General features: G+C 60.0%; 14 protein-coding genes. 8 read left to right on the top strand and 6 right to left on the bottom strand.

What is annotated here, in order from left to right:
- Positions 1–25: 25 nt before the first annotated feature.
- Positions 26–991: a CobW family GTP-binding protein gene (locus HU718_RS00720; protein WP_186613243.1), complete on the top strand. Its 966-nt coding sequence runs from the start codon at positions 26–28 to the stop codon at positions 989–991.
- Between the two features lie 40 nt (positions 992–1,031).
- Here the strand turns inward: HU718_RS00720 and HU718_RS00715 are convergent, their stop codons facing one another.
- Complete coding sequence (locus HU718_RS00715; RefSeq protein ID WP_026000521.1) at positions 1,032–1,445, bottom strand: DUF3301 domain-containing protein; 414 nt, start codon at positions 1,443–1,445, stop codon at positions 1,032–1,034.
- Between the two features lie 117 nt (positions 1,446–1,562).
- Between HU718_RS00715 and pdxY the strand changes: the two genes are divergently transcribed.
- A complete protein-coding gene (gene pdxY / locus HU718_RS00710) occupies positions 1,563–2,435 on the top strand; it encodes a pyridoxal kinase PdxY (protein ID WP_150707751.1) in 873 nt (290 codons plus the stop codon).
- Positions 2,436–2,562: 127 nt separating this feature from the next.
- Here pdxY and HU718_RS00705 read toward each other — a convergent pair whose 3' ends face one another.
- Positions 2,563–3,045 (bottom strand): acyl-CoA thioesterase, encoded by a 483-nt coding sequence (locus HU718_RS00705; RefSeq protein ID WP_003229693.1) that lies wholly within the window; start codon positions 3,043–3,045, stop codon positions 2,563–2,565.
- Between the two features lie 278 nt (positions 3,046–3,323).
- On the opposite strand from HU718_RS00705, the gene HU718_RS00700 reads away from it, so the two are divergent.
- Positions 3,324–5,087: a cation:proton antiporter gene (locus HU718_RS00700; RefSeq protein ID WP_150707752.1), complete on the top strand. Its 1,764-nt coding sequence runs from the start codon at positions 3,324–3,326 to the stop codon at positions 5,085–5,087.
- Positions 5,088–5,108: 21 nt separating this feature from the next.
- Here HU718_RS00700 and HU718_RS00695 read toward each other — a convergent pair whose 3' ends face one another.
- The 3 genes from HU718_RS00695 to uvrD form a co-directional block, all read right to left on the bottom strand.
- The gene (locus HU718_RS00695; protein WP_003187120.1) at positions 5,109–5,516 is read right to left on the bottom strand and encodes an SMI1/KNR4 family protein; all 408 of its coding nucleotides are present in this window, start codon (positions 5,514–5,516) and stop codon (positions 5,109–5,111) included.
- Between the two features lie 138 nt (positions 5,517–5,654).
- The gene (locus HU718_RS00690) at positions 5,655–6,530 is read right to left on the bottom strand and encodes a Tim44 domain-containing protein (protein WP_095119739.1); all 876 of its coding nucleotides are present in this window, start codon (positions 6,528–6,530) and stop codon (positions 5,655–5,657) included.
- A gap of 297 nt (positions 6,531–6,827) precedes the next feature.
- Positions 6,828–9,011 carry a DNA helicase II gene (uvrD, locus tag HU718_RS00685; protein ID WP_186613245.1) on the bottom strand — a complete coding sequence of 728 codons (2,184 nt, stop codon included), beginning with the start codon at positions 9,009–9,011 and terminating at the stop codon, positions 6,828–6,830.
- Positions 9,012–9,268: 257 nt separating this feature from the next.
- Here uvrD and HU718_RS00680 point away from each other — a divergent pair, with 257 nt between their 5' ends.
- The 3 genes from HU718_RS00680 to HU718_RS00670 all read left to right on the top strand — a co-directional run bounded on the left by HU718_RS00680 (position 9,269) and on the right by HU718_RS00670 (position 13,576).
- On the top strand, positions 9,269–12,139 hold the full coding sequence (locus tag HU718_RS00680; RefSeq protein WP_186613247.1) for a putative bifunctional diguanylate cyclase/phosphodiesterase: 2,871 nt from the start codon (positions 9,269–9,271) through the stop codon (positions 12,137–12,139).
- Between the two features lie 127 nt (positions 12,140–12,266).
- On the top strand, positions 12,267–13,133 hold the full coding sequence (gene hexR, locus HU718_RS00675) for a transcriptional regulator HexR (protein ID WP_008078846.1): 867 nt from the start codon (positions 12,267–12,269) through the stop codon (positions 13,131–13,133).
- Between the two features lie 239 nt (positions 13,134–13,372).
- Positions 13,373–13,576 carry a PA3496 family putative envelope integrity protein gene (locus HU718_RS00670; protein ID WP_008078845.1) on the top strand — a complete coding sequence of 68 codons (204 nt, stop codon included), beginning with the start codon at positions 13,373–13,375 and terminating at the stop codon, positions 13,574–13,576.
- On the opposite strand, the gene HU718_RS00665 is transcribed toward HU718_RS00670, so the two are convergent.
- Entirely contained in the window at positions 13,518–14,480 is a 963-nt protein-coding gene (locus HU718_RS00665) for a LysR family transcriptional regulator (RefSeq protein ID WP_095119741.1), read from the bottom strand. The two genes, HU718_RS00670 and HU718_RS00665, sit on opposite strands and share 59 nt — an antisense overlap.
- A gap of 190 nt (positions 14,481–14,670) precedes the next feature.
- Between HU718_RS00665 and HU718_RS00660 the strand changes: the two genes are divergently transcribed.
- Positions 14,671–16,086 carry an acetyl-CoA carboxylase biotin carboxylase subunit gene (locus tag HU718_RS00660; protein WP_025112637.1) on the top strand — a complete coding sequence of 472 codons (1,416 nt, stop codon included), beginning with the start codon at positions 14,671–14,673 and terminating at the stop codon, positions 16,084–16,086.
- A 101-nt stretch (positions 16,087–16,187) separates the two neighbouring features.
- The gene (oadA, locus tag HU718_RS00655; protein ID WP_150707755.1) at positions 16,188–17,996 is read left to right on the top strand and encodes a sodium-extruding oxaloacetate decarboxylase subunit alpha; all 1,809 of its coding nucleotides are present in this window, start codon (positions 16,188–16,190) and stop codon (positions 17,994–17,996) included.
- Positions 17,997–18,080: the final 84 nt, after the last annotated feature.

The raw sequence follows: 18,080 nt of genomic DNA, 5'->3' as shown, positions 1-18,080 counted from the left end.
GAATCTCCCAAAAAAGCTCCCGACCATGTTGCAGAACATTCCTACCCATGTCATTGCTGGCCCTTTGGGCGCCGGCAAGACCAGCCTGATTCGTCAACTCATAGCCCAGCGCCCGGAAGGCGAGCGCTGGGCGGTGTTGATCAACGAGTTCGGCCAGATCGGCCTCGATGCCGCATTGCTGACGAGTGACGCCGATGGTATCGCACTGGGCGAAGTGGCCGGTGGCTGCTTGTGCTGTGTCAATGGCGCGCCTTTTCAGATTGGTCTTGGGCGGCTGTTGCGCAAGGCGAGGCCGCATCGGCTATTCATCGAACCGTCCGGGCTGGGGCATCCGGCGCAGTTGCTCAAACAGTTGAATGAGGCGCCGTGGTTAGGTGTGCTGGCGGTGCAGCCGTGTGTTCTTGTTCTCGACGCTCAATCGCTTCAGGCCGGGAAAGCATTGCCGGTAGCGCAGCAGGAAGCGTTGGCCAGCGCTGGGCTGTTGCTGCTGAACAAGGCGGAAAACCTTGATGAAAATAAACGGCAGAAAATAGCCAGCCAGTTGCCGTCAGTCAGGCTGATATGGACGCAACAGGCGCAACTGCCCCTGAGCGAACTGCCGGGTCTGGCTACGCAAGCGGTCAATGGTTTGGACAATCTGATCGTGCCCAAGGGGTTAGGGCAAATGCCGGCCGTCTGGAGCGATCCGACGATGCCGATCTGCTTGAGTCAGGCCCAGGAGGGCGGCTGGAGTGTCGGTTGGCGTTGGCATCCGGGACAAAAGTTCGACAAGGCTCGTATCGCCGATTGGCTAAACGGGCTTCATTGGAAAAGAGCGAAACTGGTTATCCACAGCGCAGATGGCTGGGTTTCGGCGAACGCGCTAGAGAATGCGCAGTTGGTTTGGCAGGCCAGTGAATGGCGGAAAGATTCGCGCATCGAGCTGATCTTCAGTGATGCGCAGGATGTTGAGGTGCTGCAGAGAGGGTTGTCGGGGTGCCGGGAGGGTTAAGATCAAAAGATCGCAGCCTTCGGCAGCTCCTACATGGCCGTCAGGGCTTCCATTTGGTGTGTTCCTGGCGCCACTGGCTTAGCTCGATGACTTCCGCGCGCGGCTTGTGCACCTCAACCACCGGTGGCGTGTCGTCGAACGGTGCCGGGTAGGGCGCCAGCTCGATTTGTGCACTGTGCGCACCAAACTGGGTGATGGTGCCGTTATGGCGGGTTTCGCCGGTCACGGTGAACTCGAAGTTGTACACCCGCGCCAGTCGTCGGCGACCGTTGGCGTCCTTGATGAAACCGATCTTCTTCAGGGCAACGTTGCCGTCGAGCAACTCGACCCGCACGTTCAGGCAATGCTGTTTGACCCGCTCCAGCGCGCGTTCGCGCAAGCCGTGGTTGTGCCATAGCCACGCGCCGGCAGCGGCGAACAGTATCAGCACGAAGATGTTTTCCAGGGTCAGCATCAACATCGAACTCCAAAAGATAGCGTCAGCTTAACTGCGTCGCCGGTCTGTCGTACAGGCTGCGTTTCGTCGCATACTGCGCGGCTTGAATTTCAATCGTTTTACGGAATGACCCGAATGAAACGTACGCCTCATCTGCTCGCCATTCAGTCCCACGTGGTGTTCGGCCACGCCGGCAACAGCGCCGCGGTTTTTCCGATGCAGCGGGTCGGGGTCAATGTCTGGCCGCTCAACACCGTGCAGTTTTCCAACCACACCCAGTACGGCCAATGGGCCGGCGAAGTGCTGGCGCCGCAGCAGATTCCCGAACTGGTCGAAGGCATCGCCGCGATTGGCGAGCTGGGCAACTGCGATGCGGTGCTGTCCGGATACCTTGGCAGCGCGGCGCAGGGCCGGGCGATTCTCAGCGGTGTCGAGCGGATCAAATCGGTCAATCCGAAGGCGCTGTATCTGTGTGATCCGGTGATGGGCCATCTGGAAAAGGGTTGCAGCGTGCCGACCGAAGTCAGCGATTTCCTCCTGGAGGAAGCAGCAGCCGTGGCGGACATCATGTGCCCGAACCAGTTGGAGCTGGACAGCTTTTCCGGGCGTAAGCCGCAGTCCTTGTTTGATTGCCTGGCGATGGCGCGTGCGTTGTTGGCGCGCGGGCCGAAAGCCGTGCTGGTGAAGCATCTGGATTATCCGGGCAAACCGGCCGATGGCTTCGAGATGTTGCTGGTGACGGCCGAAGGTAGCTGGCATCTGCGTCGTCCACTGTTGGCATTTCCACGTCAGCCGGTGGGCGTTGGCGATCTGACGTCCGGCCTGTTCCTGGCGCGGGTGCTGCTGGGTGACAGTCTGGTGGCGGCGTTCGAATTCACTGCGGCGGCGGTGCATGAGGTGTTGCTGGAGACTCAGGCGTGCGCCAGTTATGAACTGCAACTGGTGCGGGCGCAGGATCGGATTGCACATCCGCGGGTGAAGTTCGAGGCTACGGCGATCAGTCTGTAAGACCGCGTTGCCCCCATTCGCGAGCAGGCTCGCTCCCACATTTGGTTTTGTGTACGCCACAGATCCAGCGTGGGAGCGAGCTTGCTCGCGAAGGCTATAAGTCAGACAACATCAATCCAAAGGCTGATCAGGCGTCGCCCTTGATCTCCTGATAGCGCTTTTCCAGCTCCTGACGAATCTGCCGACGCTGCTGCGCCTGCATATAACGACGCTTGTCTTCACTGTTCTGCGGTTGCAGCGGCGGCACGGCGGCCGGTTTGCGCTGGTCATCCACCGCGACCATGGTGAAGAAGCAGCTGTTGGTGTGGCGCACCGAACGCTCGCGAATGTTTTCCGTGACGACTTTGATGCCGACTTCCATCGACGTGTTGCCGGTGTAGTTGACCGACGCGAGGAAGGTCACCAGTTCGCCGACATGAATCGGCTCGCGGAAAATCACCTGGTCCACCGAAAGGGTCACCACGTAGCGGCCGGCATAACGGCTCGCGCAGGCGTAAGCCACTTCGTCGAGGTATTTGAGCAGGGTGCCGCCGTGGACATTGCCAGAGAAGTTGGCCATGTCGGGGGTCATCAGTACCGTCATCGACAGCTGGGCGTTTCCGGGTTCCATAACGTTCTCACGGATCAAGGCTGGTTGCTGGAAGCACCTCTGCGGGTGCCTGGTCGCTTTTCAAAAGCACCGTTATCGGGACGCCGGGCGACTGGCCGACGTCACGCCGGAATCGATCTGTTTCCATATATTGCACCGCCTTCCAGCCGCAAGTCGCGGTGTTAACCTGCAAAAGCCCCTTACAAAGGCAATTCCCACACGAAAAGCGGATTTTTACCTAGCTCGCCCAGACTTTTCTGACGTCTGCCGCGAGCCTCGTCATTCAAGGAGCCCACGCCATGCATGCCATCAGTTTTATTCAGGACCTGGCAGTGATCATGTTGGTCGCAGGCGTGGTGACCGTGTTGTTCCACCGTTTCAAGCAACCGGTGGTGCTCGGCTATATCGTCGCCGGTTTCATCATCGGCCCGCATACGCCGCCGTTCGGCCTGATCCACGACGAAGAAACCATCAAGACCCTCGCTGAGCTGGGAGTGATCTTCCTGATGTTCTGCCTCGGCCTAGAGTTCAGCCTGCGCAAGCTGTTCAAGGTGGGTGCGACGGCGTTTATCGCGGCGTTCCTCGAGATCGTCCTGATGATCTGGATCGGCTACGAAATCGGCCAATGGTTCGACTGGAACACCATGGACTCGCTGTTCCTCGGCGCGATTCTGGCGATCTCCTCGACCACCATCATCGTCAAGGCACTCAATGACCTGAAGATGAAGAATGAGCGCTTTGCGCAGTTGATCTTCGGCGTGCTGATCGTGGAAGACATCCTCGGCATCGGCATCATCGCGCTGCTATCAAGCATTGCTGTCAGCGGCACGGTCAGCTCCGGCGAAGTGTTTTCCACGGTCGGCAAGCTGTCGCTGTTCATGATCGTCGCGTTGGTCATCGGCATCCTGCTGGTGCCGCGCCTGCTGGCTTATGTGGCCAAATTCGAAAGCAACGAAATGCTGCTGATCACCGTGCTCGGCCTGTGTTTCGGCTTCTGTCTGCTGGTGGTCAAGCTTGAGTACAGCATGGTGCTCGGCGCGTTCCTGATCGGCGCGATCATGGCCGAGTCGCGGCAATTGCTGAAAATCGAGCGGCTGATCGAGCCGGTTCGCGACCTGTTCAGTGCGATTTTCTTTGTCGCCATCGGCCTGATGCTCGACCCGCTGATTCTGCTCGAATACGCGTGGCCGATTGCGGTGATCACCGTAGCCGTTGTGCTCGGCAAGATGTTGTCCTGCGGACTTGGAGCGTTTATCGCCGGCAATGACGGACGCACCTCACTGCGCGTCGGGATGGGGCTGTCACAGATTGGCGAATTTTCCTTCATCATCGCCGCGCTGGGCATGACCTTGCAGGTCACCAGCAACTTCCTTTACCCGGTTGCTGTGGCCGTGTCGGTGATTACCACGCTGCTGACGCCGTATCTGATCCGTGCGGCGGATCCGCTGTCGATCAAGCTGTCGGCGGCGGTGCCCAAGCCTCTAGGCCGTGTGCTGGGCATGTACGGCGAATGGTTGCGCAGCATTCAGCCGCAAGGTGAGGGTGCGATGCTGGCTTCGATTATCCGCAAGATCTTGCTGCAGGTCGGGGTCAATCTGGCGCTGGTGATTGCGATCTTCTTTAGCGGAGCATTCTTCGCCGAGCGCCTCTCGACCTGGTTGCAGGACTGGATTGCCGACCCGAGTTGGCAGAAGGCGTTGATCTGGGGTGGGGCGCTGCTGGTCTCGCTGCCGTTCTTGATCGCGGCCTATCGCAAGCTCAAGGCGCTGTCGATGCTGCTGGCGGAGATGGGCGTGAAGCCGGAGATGGCGGGGAGGCACACGCAGCGAGTGCGCCGGGTGATCTCCGAAGTGATCCCGATTCTCTCGCTGCTGGTGATTTTCCTGCTGTTGGCAGCCTTGTCGGCCAGTATCTTGCCGACCAACAAGTTGCTGGTACTGATCGCCGTGGTCGCGGCCGCCGTGGCGGCGCTGCTCTGGCGCTGGTTCATCCGCGTGCACACGCGGATGCAGGTGGCGCTGCTGGAAACCCTCGACAACCACAAGGAGTCGTCGGGGCATTGACCTAGCGGGGCGGCTGGTTGATCAGCTTTCCAGCCAGACGTCCCGCGCCCAGTGCCACACCGATTCCCAGGTTTCCTCGGCAATCAACTCTTCTTCGGCCTGCCACAGCACCACCGTGCCATCCTCTTCGACACAGTAGTAGTCGTCGCCGTCCTGACAGATTGGAATCAGGCTGCGATCAACACCGGCATCCCAGGCGTTGGCGGCTACATCCGGCAAGTAGGTGTGGGATTGCGGGTCGGTGACGGTCACCGGCTCAAGGCTGCCGTACACCACATCGCTGACGGTCAGCAAAAATTCTCTGAAGACAAACGGAATGTCGATGAACAGCTGTTCTTCGATTTCGACCAGCAGATCTTCGTCAGGCAACTCCAAAGGAACCGGCACGGGTTCGTTGGCTTCACGCAGTTGTTCGATGATTTCTTCCACGTCCGGGATCCTCTTGCTTGAATGGCGCGGTTTATATGGGCCGGTTTATACAGTAGCTCGCTATAGATGCAACCGCGAAATAGAAAACCCCAGCCGAGGCTGGGGTTTTTATTACCGCAAGTTAAGCGTAGTGAGGGATCAGCCGTTCTGGCGGATACCTGCAACCAGCCAAGGCTGGTTGTCGCCCTGCGGACGTTCCATGTTCCAGCTTTCGCTGAACACTTCGCCCTGGTCGAAGCGCGAGGACTTCGACACACCGCTGAAGGTCAGGGTGGCGATGGTCTTGTCGGCACGGTCATCCACGCCATCCAGTTGTACCTGGAGGTTGTCGATGTAGGTCGACTGGAACGCGTCGCCCAGATCCGCACGCTCACGCTTGAGGAACTCGAGCATTTGCGGGGTCACGAACTCGGCGATCTTGTCCATTTCGTTGGCATCCCAGTGCTGCTGCAGCGACTGGAAGTGGCTGCGTGCAGCTTCAAGGAAGTTCTGCTCATTGAACCAGGCCGGCGCGTTGATCACCGGACGGGCGGCAGCAGGTGCAGCCGAACCACCGAAGATCGAACCCATGGCAGCAGGCTTCTGCTCGAACGCTTCACGCTGCATCGGCGCGCCGGCCGGAGCGAATTGCTCCTGCTGCTTGCGTCGACGCGCGGCGATGAAGCGGAAGATCACGAACGCGATCACGGCCATGATCAGGATGTCGAAGATCTGCATGCCCTGGAAGCCGCCGCCCATGAACATGGATGCGAGCAGGCCACCGGCGGCGATACCGGCCAGAGGGCCGAGCCATTTCGAAGCACCGCCGGCCTTGGCAGCAGCGCCTGCGGCACCGGCAGCACCTGCGGTCGCAGCAGCGCCGCCGACACCTGGAGAAGAAGGAGCCATCTGGCTGGTCTGGTGCGTCGGCGCAGCGCCGGCGCTTTTGCCACCACCAAAGCGCTTGGCGTTGGCGTCGAGGCTCATCGTCAGGCCGATGCACAACGCCATGGCGATGCTAAGAAAACGTTTCATAAAGGGTATTCCCGTTTGTGGAGACACGCGCGCCATGTTGCACAGCTGAAGTGTTACTGGCTAGCGAGAGAGTGTTTCGGGCTTTTGCCTGACAGGTCGCGTTCAGCTTCGCGAGGCAATCAGCCTATGTACTTTTGTCTGTAGGAAAAGGAGATAGGTTCAGCGGGATTATTGGCTCAGAACACCGAACCCTGTGGGAGCGAGCCTGCTCGCGAAGGCCGCACCGCGGTCTATCAGATCAACCGCGGTGATTTCATTCGCGAGCAGGCTCGCTCCCACATAAAAGCAAAACCGGCGTCAGATCGCTTCCAGCTTGGCGTAACCGAGCATCAGCCACTTGCTGCCTTCGCTGAAGTTCACCTGCACTCGCGCCTGTGCGCCAGCACCCTCAAAGTTGAGGATCACACCGTCGCCAAAGACCGAATGGCGCACCGCCTGACCGAGGCTGAACCCCGTTTCCGGAATTTCGCTGCCGCTGAACAGGTTGCTGCCGCTCATCGACTGGTTGCCGCCAAATGGTCGGCTAACGCTGTTCGACAGACGCACTTCCTGGATCAGACCTTTCGGCACTTCACGTACGAAGCGCGAGACCTTGTTGTAGGTCTCGCTGCCGTACAGGCGTCGGGTTTCAGCATAGGTCATGACCAGATTCTGCATCGCCCGGGTAATGCCCACGTAAGCCAGACGCCGTTCTTCTTCAAGACGACCCGGTTCTTCCAGGCTCATCTTGTGCGGGAACAGGCCTTCTTCCATGCCCACGAGGAACACGTAAGGGAATTCCAGGCCTTTGGCGCTGTGCAGGGTCATCAGCTGAATGCTGTCTTCGTGTTCGTCAGCCTGGGTGTCGCCGGCCTCCAGCGAAGCGTGGCCGAGGAATGCCGCCAGTGGCGTCAGTTCTTCGTCCTCTTCGGTGTTCTCGAAGTTGCGCGCGGCGCTGACCAATTCCTCAAGGTTTTCTACCCGAGCCTGGCCTTTCTCGCCTTTTTCCGCTTCGTGATAAGCAATGAGGCCGGATTGCTCGATGACGGTTTGCGTCATCAAGTGCAGCGGCATTTCCATGCACTTGGCGGCGAGGCTCTCGATCAGCTCGATAAACGCACCAAGGGCACCCGCCGCGCGACCGGTCAGGCCTTTGTTGGCGACCAGTTGACGCATCGCTTCCCACATCGATACATCGCTGTGGCGCGCGTGATCGCGGATGGCCTCGACGGTTTTCTCGCCGATGCCACGGGCCGGCACGTTGATTACGCGTTCCAGCGCCGCATCGTTGCCGCGACCTTCGAGCAAACGCAGGTAGGCCATGGCGTTCTTGATTTCCGCACGCTCGAAGAAGCGCTGACCACCGTAGATACGGTACGGAATGCGCTCACGCAGCAAAGCTTCTTCCAGAACGCGCGATTGGGCGTTGGAGCGGTACAGAATCGCGATATCGCTACGGGCCAAGCCGGTTTTCAGCGCGCTTTCGATGGTTTCGACAACGTAGCGTGCTTCGTCGTGTTCGTTGAACGCGGCGTACAGATTGATTGCTTCGCCGTCGCCGCCATCGGTCCACAGCTCTTTGCCCAGACGCCCGGTGTTGTTGGCGATCAAGGCGTTGGCGGCCTTGAGGATGCCGGCGGTGGAGCGGTAGTTCTGCTCCAGACGAATGGTCACCGAGTCCGCGAAGTCGGAGGAGTATTGATGAATGTTTTCGATCTTCGCGCCGCGCCAGCCGTAAATCGACTGGTCGTCGTCGCCGACCACCATCAGGCTATCGCCGCCCTTGCCGAGCAGACGCAACCAGGCGTACTGCACGGCGTTGGTGTCCTGGAACTCGTCCACCAGAATATGCCGGAAGCGCTTTTGGTAATGCGCCAAAAGGCCTGGATGATCGCGCCACAAGTCGAGTGCGCGCAGCAGCAGTTCGGAGAAATCGATGACTCCGGCACGCTGGCAGGCCGCCTCGTAGGCTTCGTAAATGCCGCGCATGGTCGCCAGGTACAAATCGCCGCTGGCCTGAATGTGTTGCGGGCGCAGACCTTCGTCTTTCTGGCCGTTGATGAACCACTGCGCCTGACGGGCCGGCCAGCGTTGCTCGTCGAGGCCGAGCTCGCGGATCACCCGCTTGACCAGCCGTTGCTGGTCGTCGCTGTCGAGAATCTGGAATGTCTGGCTCAGGCCCGCTTCCTGCCAGTGCGCCCGCAGCAAGCGGTGCGCCAGGCCGTGGAAGGTGCCGACCCACATGCCGGCCGGGTTGATCCCCAGCAACTGCTCGATGCGATGACGCATCTCCGCAGCGGCCTTGTTGGTGAAGGTCACCGACAGAATGGAGTGGGGCGAGGCGTTTTCGACCTGGATCAACCAGGCGATACGGTGCACCAGCACTCGGGTTTTACCGGAGCCAGCACCGGCCAGGACCAACTGACGGCCAACGGGGGCTGCTACGGCCTGGCGTTGGGCATCGTTGAGGGAGTTCAGCAGAAGGGAGAGATCATCGCGCATCGGGGCATTCTAGGGTGCGCCGCAGGCCCGGGCAAACCGAGCTTCGCATTAGCCGATGAAAGTGCTGCGAATGACGACCGGTCGGTCACCCCCTGCAAGCGTCAGCCTGCCTCGCTCTGCGGGTTTCGTTGGCTTCGCGGGGGCGAAAAGTTTCGCTGAAAATATGACCTGGAGCAGTTTGGCAACGGGATCGGCTTGTGTATGCTCCGTCCACGTTTCGGGCGCACGCCCTCCTTATAAGAACAAGAACGTTGCCCATGACCCTCAGCGCCGAACTGTCGGGCCCCTCTGTGGAACCCCGGGTTATCCGCAAGCACTATGCCGTCGAAATGGCGGTGGAGCGCACGCGTCTGCTGTATCAGGGCTCGTTGTTGCCCACGTTATTCATGTTGATCAATGGTCTGGTCTGCGCCGCTTTGCTCTGGAGCCCGCAGCGCTACTTCGTGGTCAGCGTCTGGCTGGTGTGGTTGCTGTCGCTGGTGGCGTTGCGGGTGATTCAGGTCGCCGCGTTCGATTCGGCGATCCCCGACCGTCAGGCACAGCCGATCTGGCGGCGGATGTTTTTGCTCGGCTCGACCATGACCGGCCTGACTCTTGCCGGCGCCGGCATCGCCCTGGTGCCCGCCGACAACTTCATGCAACAAGCCTGGGTGTTCGGCCTGATCGGCGCCGCAACCCTGTCGGCCAGCGTCGCCTATGCGGTGAGCCTGCCGGCGTTTCTGTCGTTTACCTTGCCCTGTCTATTGCCGGCGATCGGTTATCTGTTCTGGGGCGGCGATGAGCAGGCGCGCGGCTGGGGCTGGCTCGGGTTGATCTTGCTCGGCTCCCTGAGCGTGGTGGCGTGGCAGGTCAATCGGCTGATTGATCGCGGTTTACTGCGGCGCTTCCAGAATCAGCACTTGATCGAACACCTGCAGCAGACGCAGTCGCGCAGCGAACAGCTCAATCAGGAACTGGCCAAGGAAATCGATCATCGCCGTTGCGCCGAGGGTAAGCTGCGCGAAGCCCAGGTCGAACTCGAAGACCGCGTTGCCCAGCGCAGCCGAGAACTGGACGCCGCCAATCAGGCCCTGAGCAAAAGCGAGGCGCGGCTGGCGCTGGCGTTGAAGGCCAGTGAGTTGGGCCTGTGGGACTGGAACCTGCAAACTGACGAAGTCCACCACACGCAGATTCAGGAACTGTTCGGCCTCGCTCCGGAATACGTTACGGCGCTCCTGCGCGACCTCAAGCCGCGTCTGCATCCCGACGATGTGCCGACGTTGAAATACGCGTTGATCGAGCATTTGAAGGGGCGCACCGAGGACTACCAGATCGAATACCGCGTGCGTCACAGCGATGGCCATTGGGTGTGGATCGAGGACCGTGGCCGCGCGGTAGAACGCAGCGACAGCGGGCGAGTCATCCGCATGGTCGGCACCCGCCGCGACATCAGTGCCAGCAAAAGCCTCGAAGAACAGCAACGCCTGGCGGCGACGGTGTTTGAGGCGGCCAGTGAGGGCATCGTCATTCTCGATCCGAACTACGCGCTGATTGCGATCAATCAGGCGTTCAGCCGGGTCACCGGTTACGACATCGAGGACATGCTCGGGCGCAACGTCGTCGAGCTGCCATGCAGCCGCGACGCCCGCCGACATTACGTGGCGATCCGTCATGCACTCGAGCAGCATGGCAGTTGGCAGGGCGAACTGGTGGAGACGCGCAAGAACGGCGAGTTGTACCCGCAGTGGCTGCAACTGAATGCGGTGCGCGATGGTCGGGGAAATGTCAGCCATATCGTCGGCTTCTTCGCCGATCTGTCGGCACGCCGCGAATCCGAAGAGCGCATGCGTTACCTGACTCATTACGACGAACTGACCGGGTTGGCCAACCGCTCACTGTTCCGCGAGCGACTGCACGAAGCGCATCAACGTTCGCGCCAGGGCCGACGCAGTCTGGCGTTGCTGCACATCAACCTGGATCGTTTCAAATTGCTCAACGACAGTTTGGGCCATGAGATTGCTGACCAGTTGCTGCAGAAAATGGCGCGCCGCTTGGTCAATGCGTTGCCGGAAGCCGACACCATTGCCCGTTTGTCCGGTGATGAGTTTGCGGTGCTGTTCGATGCCTACGGCAACCTGTCGAGTCTGGCCCGGGTGGCCACGCGGTTGTCGGCCAAGTTGCGCTTGCCGCTGACCGTGGAAGGCCATGAACTGGTGGTCAGCGCGTCGATGGGCATCAGCATGCTGCCGGACAATGCCCGGGAGATTTCTGCGCTGGTCAGCCAATCGAACATGGCCATGCAACACGCCAAGCACCTGGGCGGTAACAATTTCCAGTTCTACACCGACAGCCTGCAGGCCAGCACCCTTGAGCGCTTGCAGCTGGAAAACCAGTTGCGCAAGGCCATTGAGGACAAGCAACTGAAAGTGTTCTATCAGCCCAAACTGTGTCTGGAAACAGGGCGCTTGAATGCGGCGGAAGCGCTGGTGCGCTGGGATCATCCGACCATGGGTCGAGTACCGCCTGGGGATTTCATCGGGCTGGCCGAGGAAACAGGTCTGATCGGCCCGATCGGCGAATTCGTCCTGCGTCAGGCGTGTTGGCAGGCCTGCGAGTGGCAGCGCCAGGGGTTGGAGCCGATCCGCGTTTCGGTGAACCTGTCGGTGCATCAATTGCGTCAGGGCAAGCTGGTCAGTCTGGTGCGCCAGGTGCTGGAGGAAACCGGTTTGGCGCCGCACTACCTCGAACTGGAACTGACCGAAAGCCAGTTGCTCGACAGCGTCGAACACATCATCGCGACCTTCCAGCAGTTGCGCGATCTGGGGGTGAAACTGGCAATAGACGACTTCGGCACCGGCTATTCGTCGCTGAGTTACCTCAAGCGCATTCCGGTGGATTACGTGAAGATCGATCAGGCTTTCATTCGCGGGTTGGGTGAGGGCAGTGAAGATGCGGCGATTACTCGCGCGATCATTGCCATGGCTCACGGGCTGTCGCTGAAAGTAGTGGCTGAGGGCGTCGAGCGACAGGATCAGATGGAATTTTTACGCGCCGAGCGTTGCGATGAGGTGCAGGGCTATCTGATCAGCCGGCCCGTGGAAGCTGCCAGTCTGGCCGGGCTTTTGCGTGAACAGGAAAAACCGTTTTAAGGGCTACACGCACCTCATCGCGCCTGATATGGGGACATCGAGTTACGCATTGAGCAGGCAAAAAGCCAATTCATGTAGTATAACTACAAGCGTGCTACATCCTTGCCCATAAGAAGAGTCCAGCCCCTTGAATCTGCTGCAACACATCGCCCAGTCACGTCACCTGTTACGCAAGTCGGAGCTCAAGGTCGCCGACCACGTGCTGCTTGACCCTGCGGCGGTGATGCACAGTTCCATGGCCGACCTGGCCCACAGCGTCGGCATCAGCGAGCCGACCATCGTGCGCTTCTGTCGCGCCATCGGTTGTTCCGGTTTTCAGGACCTCAAACTCAAACTGGCGCAAAGCCTCGCGGCCGGTGCCAGCTTCGGCCAGTTTGCGATCCATGAAGACGACTCGGTCGCCGATTACAGCCTGAAGATTTTCGACACCACGTTGCACACCTTGATGGAGGTTCGCGAGAAGCTCGACCCGATCGAGTTGCAACGCGCGGTGACACTGATGTCGCAGGCGCAACGGGTCGAGTTCTACGGCTTCGGCGCGTCGGGCGCGGTGGCGGCGGATGCCCAGCACAAGTTCTTCCGCCTGTTGCTGACCGCAGCGGCGTATTCCGATCCGCACATGCAGGCGATGTCGGCAGTGACGTTGAAGCCGACCGACGTGGCGATCTGCATTTCGCAGTCGGGACGGTCCAAGGATCTGCTGATCACCGCCAATCTGGTGCGTGAGAGCGGCGCTTCACTGATTACCCTGTGCCCGAGCCAGACGCCGTTGGCCGAATTGTCGACGGTCAATCTGGCGATCGATGTGCATGAGGATACGGAAATCTATACGCCGCTGACTTCGCGCATTGCGCACCTGGTGGTGATTGATGTGCTGGCGATGGGCGTGGCCATGGCGCGCGGGCCGAGCCTGGTCAACCACCTCAAGAGCGTGAAGCGCAGTTTGCGCAGCTTGCGCTTGTCGCCCAAGGCCGCCAAAGCCCTGGATGACTGAAGCCATCTAAGGTCGTTCCGACCTTAATCGCGAGCAGGCTCGCTCCCACAGGGGATCTCCGGGGTACACAAATTCTGTGTCATACCGATATCAAATGTGGGAGCGAGCCTGCTCGCGAAGGCGTCCTCAAAAACACCACAACCCTGCGCAAGTTTCATCGCACTGTCATCCCCGCGCAGCCAAACCGTCATCCCCGCCGCCTATCGTGAAACTCCCGTCATCGCCTTGGGAGAATCGAAATGGCTCAGCCCTACGAAGAACGCAACAGCGCCGCGAAAACCCGTCGTCAGCAGGAAGACCAGCGCCGCATGGAATTTCGCCGCGCCATCGAAGATCGCTTCGAACTCCGTCAGCTTCAAGCCGAAATCGGCGACTTTCCCGAGATCACTCACTGGCAGGCGGCACCCGCAGCTTCCCGTCGAAGCGCTCAACCAGCGCGCTGATCTGCACGCGCTCGCTACGGATAAACGCCAGGAAGGCGTGCGCCACCGGTGACAAGCGTTTGGCTTTCGCTTGAACCAGGCACCAGCTACGGAAAAGCGGCAATTCCTCGACCGGCAACTCGACGAGGCCGCCGGTCGCCAGCTCCAGGTTCAGGGCGTGGCGCGTCAACAGCGCCAGGCCCAGACCCGCTTGCACACATTCTCGTTGCGCTTCGGCCGACGCTACTTCCTGGGTCTGGGTGAAGTGCACGCGTTTCTCTTTGAAATATTCCTCGCACGCCAACCGCGTCCCTGAACCGGGTTCGCGAATCAGCAGCGTGTAAGGCTCAAGATCTTGCAGACGCAGTGGCCCCATGTGCGCCAGCGGGTGATCCGGGCGCGCCACGGCAACAATCGGATTGTTCAGGAACGGCAGAAATTCCAGGCCCATGTCCTGCGGCACCATCGACATGATCACCAGATCGTCGCGGTTGTCCGAAAGCCGGCGAATCACTTGGCCACGGTTGACCACGGTCAGTTGCAGATTCACTTCCGGATGCTGTCGCTTGAATGCGGCGAACAGGTGCGGCACGAAATACTTGGCGCTGGATTCCACCGCCAGTTTCAGCTGACCTTGCAGCGATCCCTGCATGTCCGACAGCTGCATATCGAGGTTTTCCAGGCGTCCGAAAATGTCTCGACTGGCACGCTGAAGTGCTTCAGCGGCTTCGGTCATGTAGAGTTTTTTGCCGACATAATCGAATAATGGCTGGCCGATCAGCTCTTCGAGCTGACGAATCTGCAGGCTGACGGCCGGTTGCGTGAGAGACATTTCCTCGGCTGCGCGGCTGTAAGAGCGTAAATCACACACTTCGTTGAAGATCTGCAGCTGGCGTAATGTCATACGCATCAAGGACTTACGCATTTTTTACAGACTCTGACGGCTGGCGGATGTTTCAACTATAAGTCTTTACTTATGCATGACCCAATTTTTATTCATTTTTGTTAATCCCTCATGAGCGCTAGTGTGGACCTGCGACTAAATTGAAACATTTGGTCACGCGTCGACCTGGGTCTAGCAGGTCGTGGTGCCACCGGCTCAAGGGAACCTCCAAGTGATAACAAAGATCCTGATCGCCAACCGTGGTGAGATTGCCGTACGAATCGTGCGAGCCTGCGCCGAAATGGGCATTCGCTCGGTTGCGATTTTTTCCGACGCCGACCGCCATGCCTTGCATGTGAAGCGTGCGGACGAGGCCCACAGCATCGGTGCCGAGCCACTGGCCGGTTACCTGAACCCGCGCAAGCTGGTGAACCTGGCGGTGGAAACCGGCTGCGATGCACTGCACCCCGGTTACGGTTTCCTCTCGGAAAACGCTGAACTGGCTGACATCTGCGCCGAGCGCGGGATCAAATTCATTGGCCCGTCGGCAGAAGTCATCCGCCGCATGGGCGACAAGACCGAAGCGCGCCGCAGCATGATCAAGGCCGGCGTACCGGTGACGCCGGGCACCGAAGGTAACGTCGCCGACATCGAAGAGGCCTTGGCCGAGGGCGACCGCATCGGTTACCCGGTGATGCTCAAGGCCACCTCCGGCGGTGGCGGTCGCGGTATCCGTCGCTGCAACAGCCGCGAAGAACTCGAACAGAATTTCCCTCGGGTGATCTCCGAAGCGACCAAGGCCTTCGGTTCTGCCGAAGTGTTCCTGGAAAAATGCATCGTCAATCCCAAGCACATCGAAGCGCAGATTCTCGGCGACAGCTTCGGCAACGTCGTGCACCTGTTCGAGCGTGATTGCTCGATCCAGCGTCGCAACCAGAAACTCATCGAAATCGCCCCGAGCCCGCAACTGACTCCGGAACAGCGCGCCTATATCGGCGACCTGTCGGTGCGTGCGGCCAAGGCTGTAGGTTACGAGAACGCCGGTACCGTGGAGTTCCTGCTCGCCGAGGGCGAGGTGTACTTCATGGAGATGAACACCCGGGTGCAGGTGGAACACACCATCACCGAAGAAATCACCGGGATCGACATCGTCCGCGAACAGATTCGCATCGCTTCCGGCCTGCCGTTGTCGGTGAAGCAGGAAGACATCCAGCACCGTGGTTTCGCGTTGCAGTTCCGCATCAACGCCGAAGACCCGAAGAACAACTTCCTGCCGAGCTTCGGCAAGATCACCCGTTACTACGCCCCCGGCGGCCCAGGCGTGCGCACCGACACGGCGATCTACACCGGCTACACCATTCCGCCGTTCTACGACTCGATGTGCCTGAAACTGGTGGTCTGGGCACTGACCTGGGAAGAGGCCATGGACCGAGGCCTGCGCGCCCTCGACGACATGCGTCTGCAGGGGGTGAAGACCACCGCCGCGTATTACCAGGAAATCCTGCGCAACCCGGAATTCCGTAGCGGCCAGTTCAATACCAGCTTCGTTGAAAGCCACCCGGAACTGACCAACTACTCGATCAAGCGCAAACCCGAAGAGCTGGCCCTGGCCATCGCCGCCGCCATCGCCGCCCACGCAGGCCTATGAATGAAACAGCTGCGAGCTTTTAGCTGCAAGCGGCAAGTAAAAGCAGATTGGCTTTTTCTTGCAGCTCGTAGCTTGAAGCTTGCCGCTATGAGGAGATACCAATGACTAAGAAGATCTTCGTTACCGACACCATCCTGCGCGACGCTCACCAATCGCTGCTCGCCACCCGCATGCGCACCGAAGACATGCTGCCGATCTGCGACAAGCTCGACAAAGTCGGCTACTGGTCGCTGGAGTGCTGGGGCGGCGCGACGTTCGACGCCTGCGTACGCTTCCTGAAAGAAGACCCGTGGGAGCGTCTGCGCCAACTGCGCGCGGCGCTGCCTAACACCCGTCTGCAAATGCTCCTGCGCGGGCAGAACCTGTTGGGCTACCGTCACTACAGCGACGACGTGGTCAAAGCCTTCGTCGCCAAAGCTGCGGTGAATGGCATCGACGTATTCCGCATCTTCGACGCGATGAACGACGTGCGTAACTTGCGCGTGGCCATCGAAGCGGTGAAAGCGGCCGGCAAACATGCCCAGGGCACCATCGCTTACACCACCAGCCCGGTGCACACCATCGATGCGTTCGTGGCGCAAGCCAAGCAAATGGAAGCCATGGGGTGCGACTCGGTGGCGATCAAGGACATGGCCGGTCTGCTGACCCCGTACGCCACCGGTGAACTGGTTCGCGCACTGAAAGCCGAGCAATCGCTGCCGGTGTTTATCCACTCGCACGACACGGCGGGTCTGGCGACCATGTGCCAGCTCAAGGCTATCGAAAACGGCGCCGACCACATCGACACCGCGATCTCCAGCTTCGCTTCGGGCACCAGCCATCCAGGCACCGAGTCGATGGTTGCGGCACTCAAGGGCACCGAGTTCGACACCGGCCTGAACCTCGAGCTGCTGCAAGAGATCGGCCTGTACTTCTACGCCGTGCGCAAGAAGTACCACCAGTTCGAAAGCGAATTCACTGCCGTCGACACCCGTGTGCAGGTCAACCAGGTGCCGGGCGGGATGATCTCCAACCTCGCCAACCAGTTGAAAGAGCAGGGCGCGCTGAACCGCATGGCCGAAGTGCTCGCGGAAATCCCGCGCGTGCGTGAAGACCTCGGCTTCCCGCCGCTGGTGACCCCGACTTCGCAGATCGTCGGCACTCAGGCGTTCTTCAACGTGCTGGCCGGCGAGCGCTACAAGACCATCACCAACGAAGTGAAGCTCTACCTGCAAGGCGGCTACGGCAAGGCGCCGGGCGTGGTCAACGAGAAACTGCGTCGTCAGGCGATCGGCAGTGAGGAAGTTATCGATGTACGTCCGGCCGACCTGCTCAAGCCGGAAATGACCAAGCTGCGTGCCGACATTGGCGCACTGGCCAAGTCCGAAGAAGACGTACTGACCTTCGCCATGTTCCCGGACATCGGTCGCAAGTTCCTCGAAGAGCGTGCCGCCGGCACCCTGACCCCTGAAGTGCTGCTGCCGATTCCTGAAGCTGGCGGAGTGACAAAAGCGGGTGGCGAAGGCGTACCGACCGAGTTCGTCATCGATGTGCACGGTGAAACCTACCGCGTCGACATCACCGGTGTCGGCGTCAAGGCTGAAGGCAAGCGTCATTTCTACCTGTCCATCGACGGCATGCCGGAAGAAGTGGTGTTCGAGCCGCTCAATGAATTCGTCAGCGGTGGCAGCAGCAAACGCAAGCAGGCGTCGGCACCGGGCCACGTCAGCACCACCATGCCGGGCAACATCGTCGATGTGCTGGTCAAGGAGGGCGACACCGTCAAGGCCGGCCAGGCTGTGTTGATCACCGAAGCAATGAAGATGGAAACCGAAGTCCAGGCAGCGATTGCCGGCAAGGTCACCGCGATTCATGTGGCCAAGGGTGATCGGGTCAACCCGGGCGAAATTCTGATCGAGATCGAAGGCTGAGATAACGGCCGCGATCCAACGCTTTAAACCTCGGGGGGGCATGTGCTCCCCTTTTTTTTCATGCGGAATTTGTCTGCATCACAT

This window comes from Pseudomonas tensinigenes, from assembly GCF_014268445.2.
Classification (GTDB): Bacteria; Pseudomonadota; Gammaproteobacteria; order Pseudomonadales; family Pseudomonadaceae; genus Aquipseudomonas; species Aquipseudomonas tensinigenes.
Note: the sequence above shows the minus strand (reverse complement) of the source record. Positions and strands in the feature narration are given on the sequence as shown.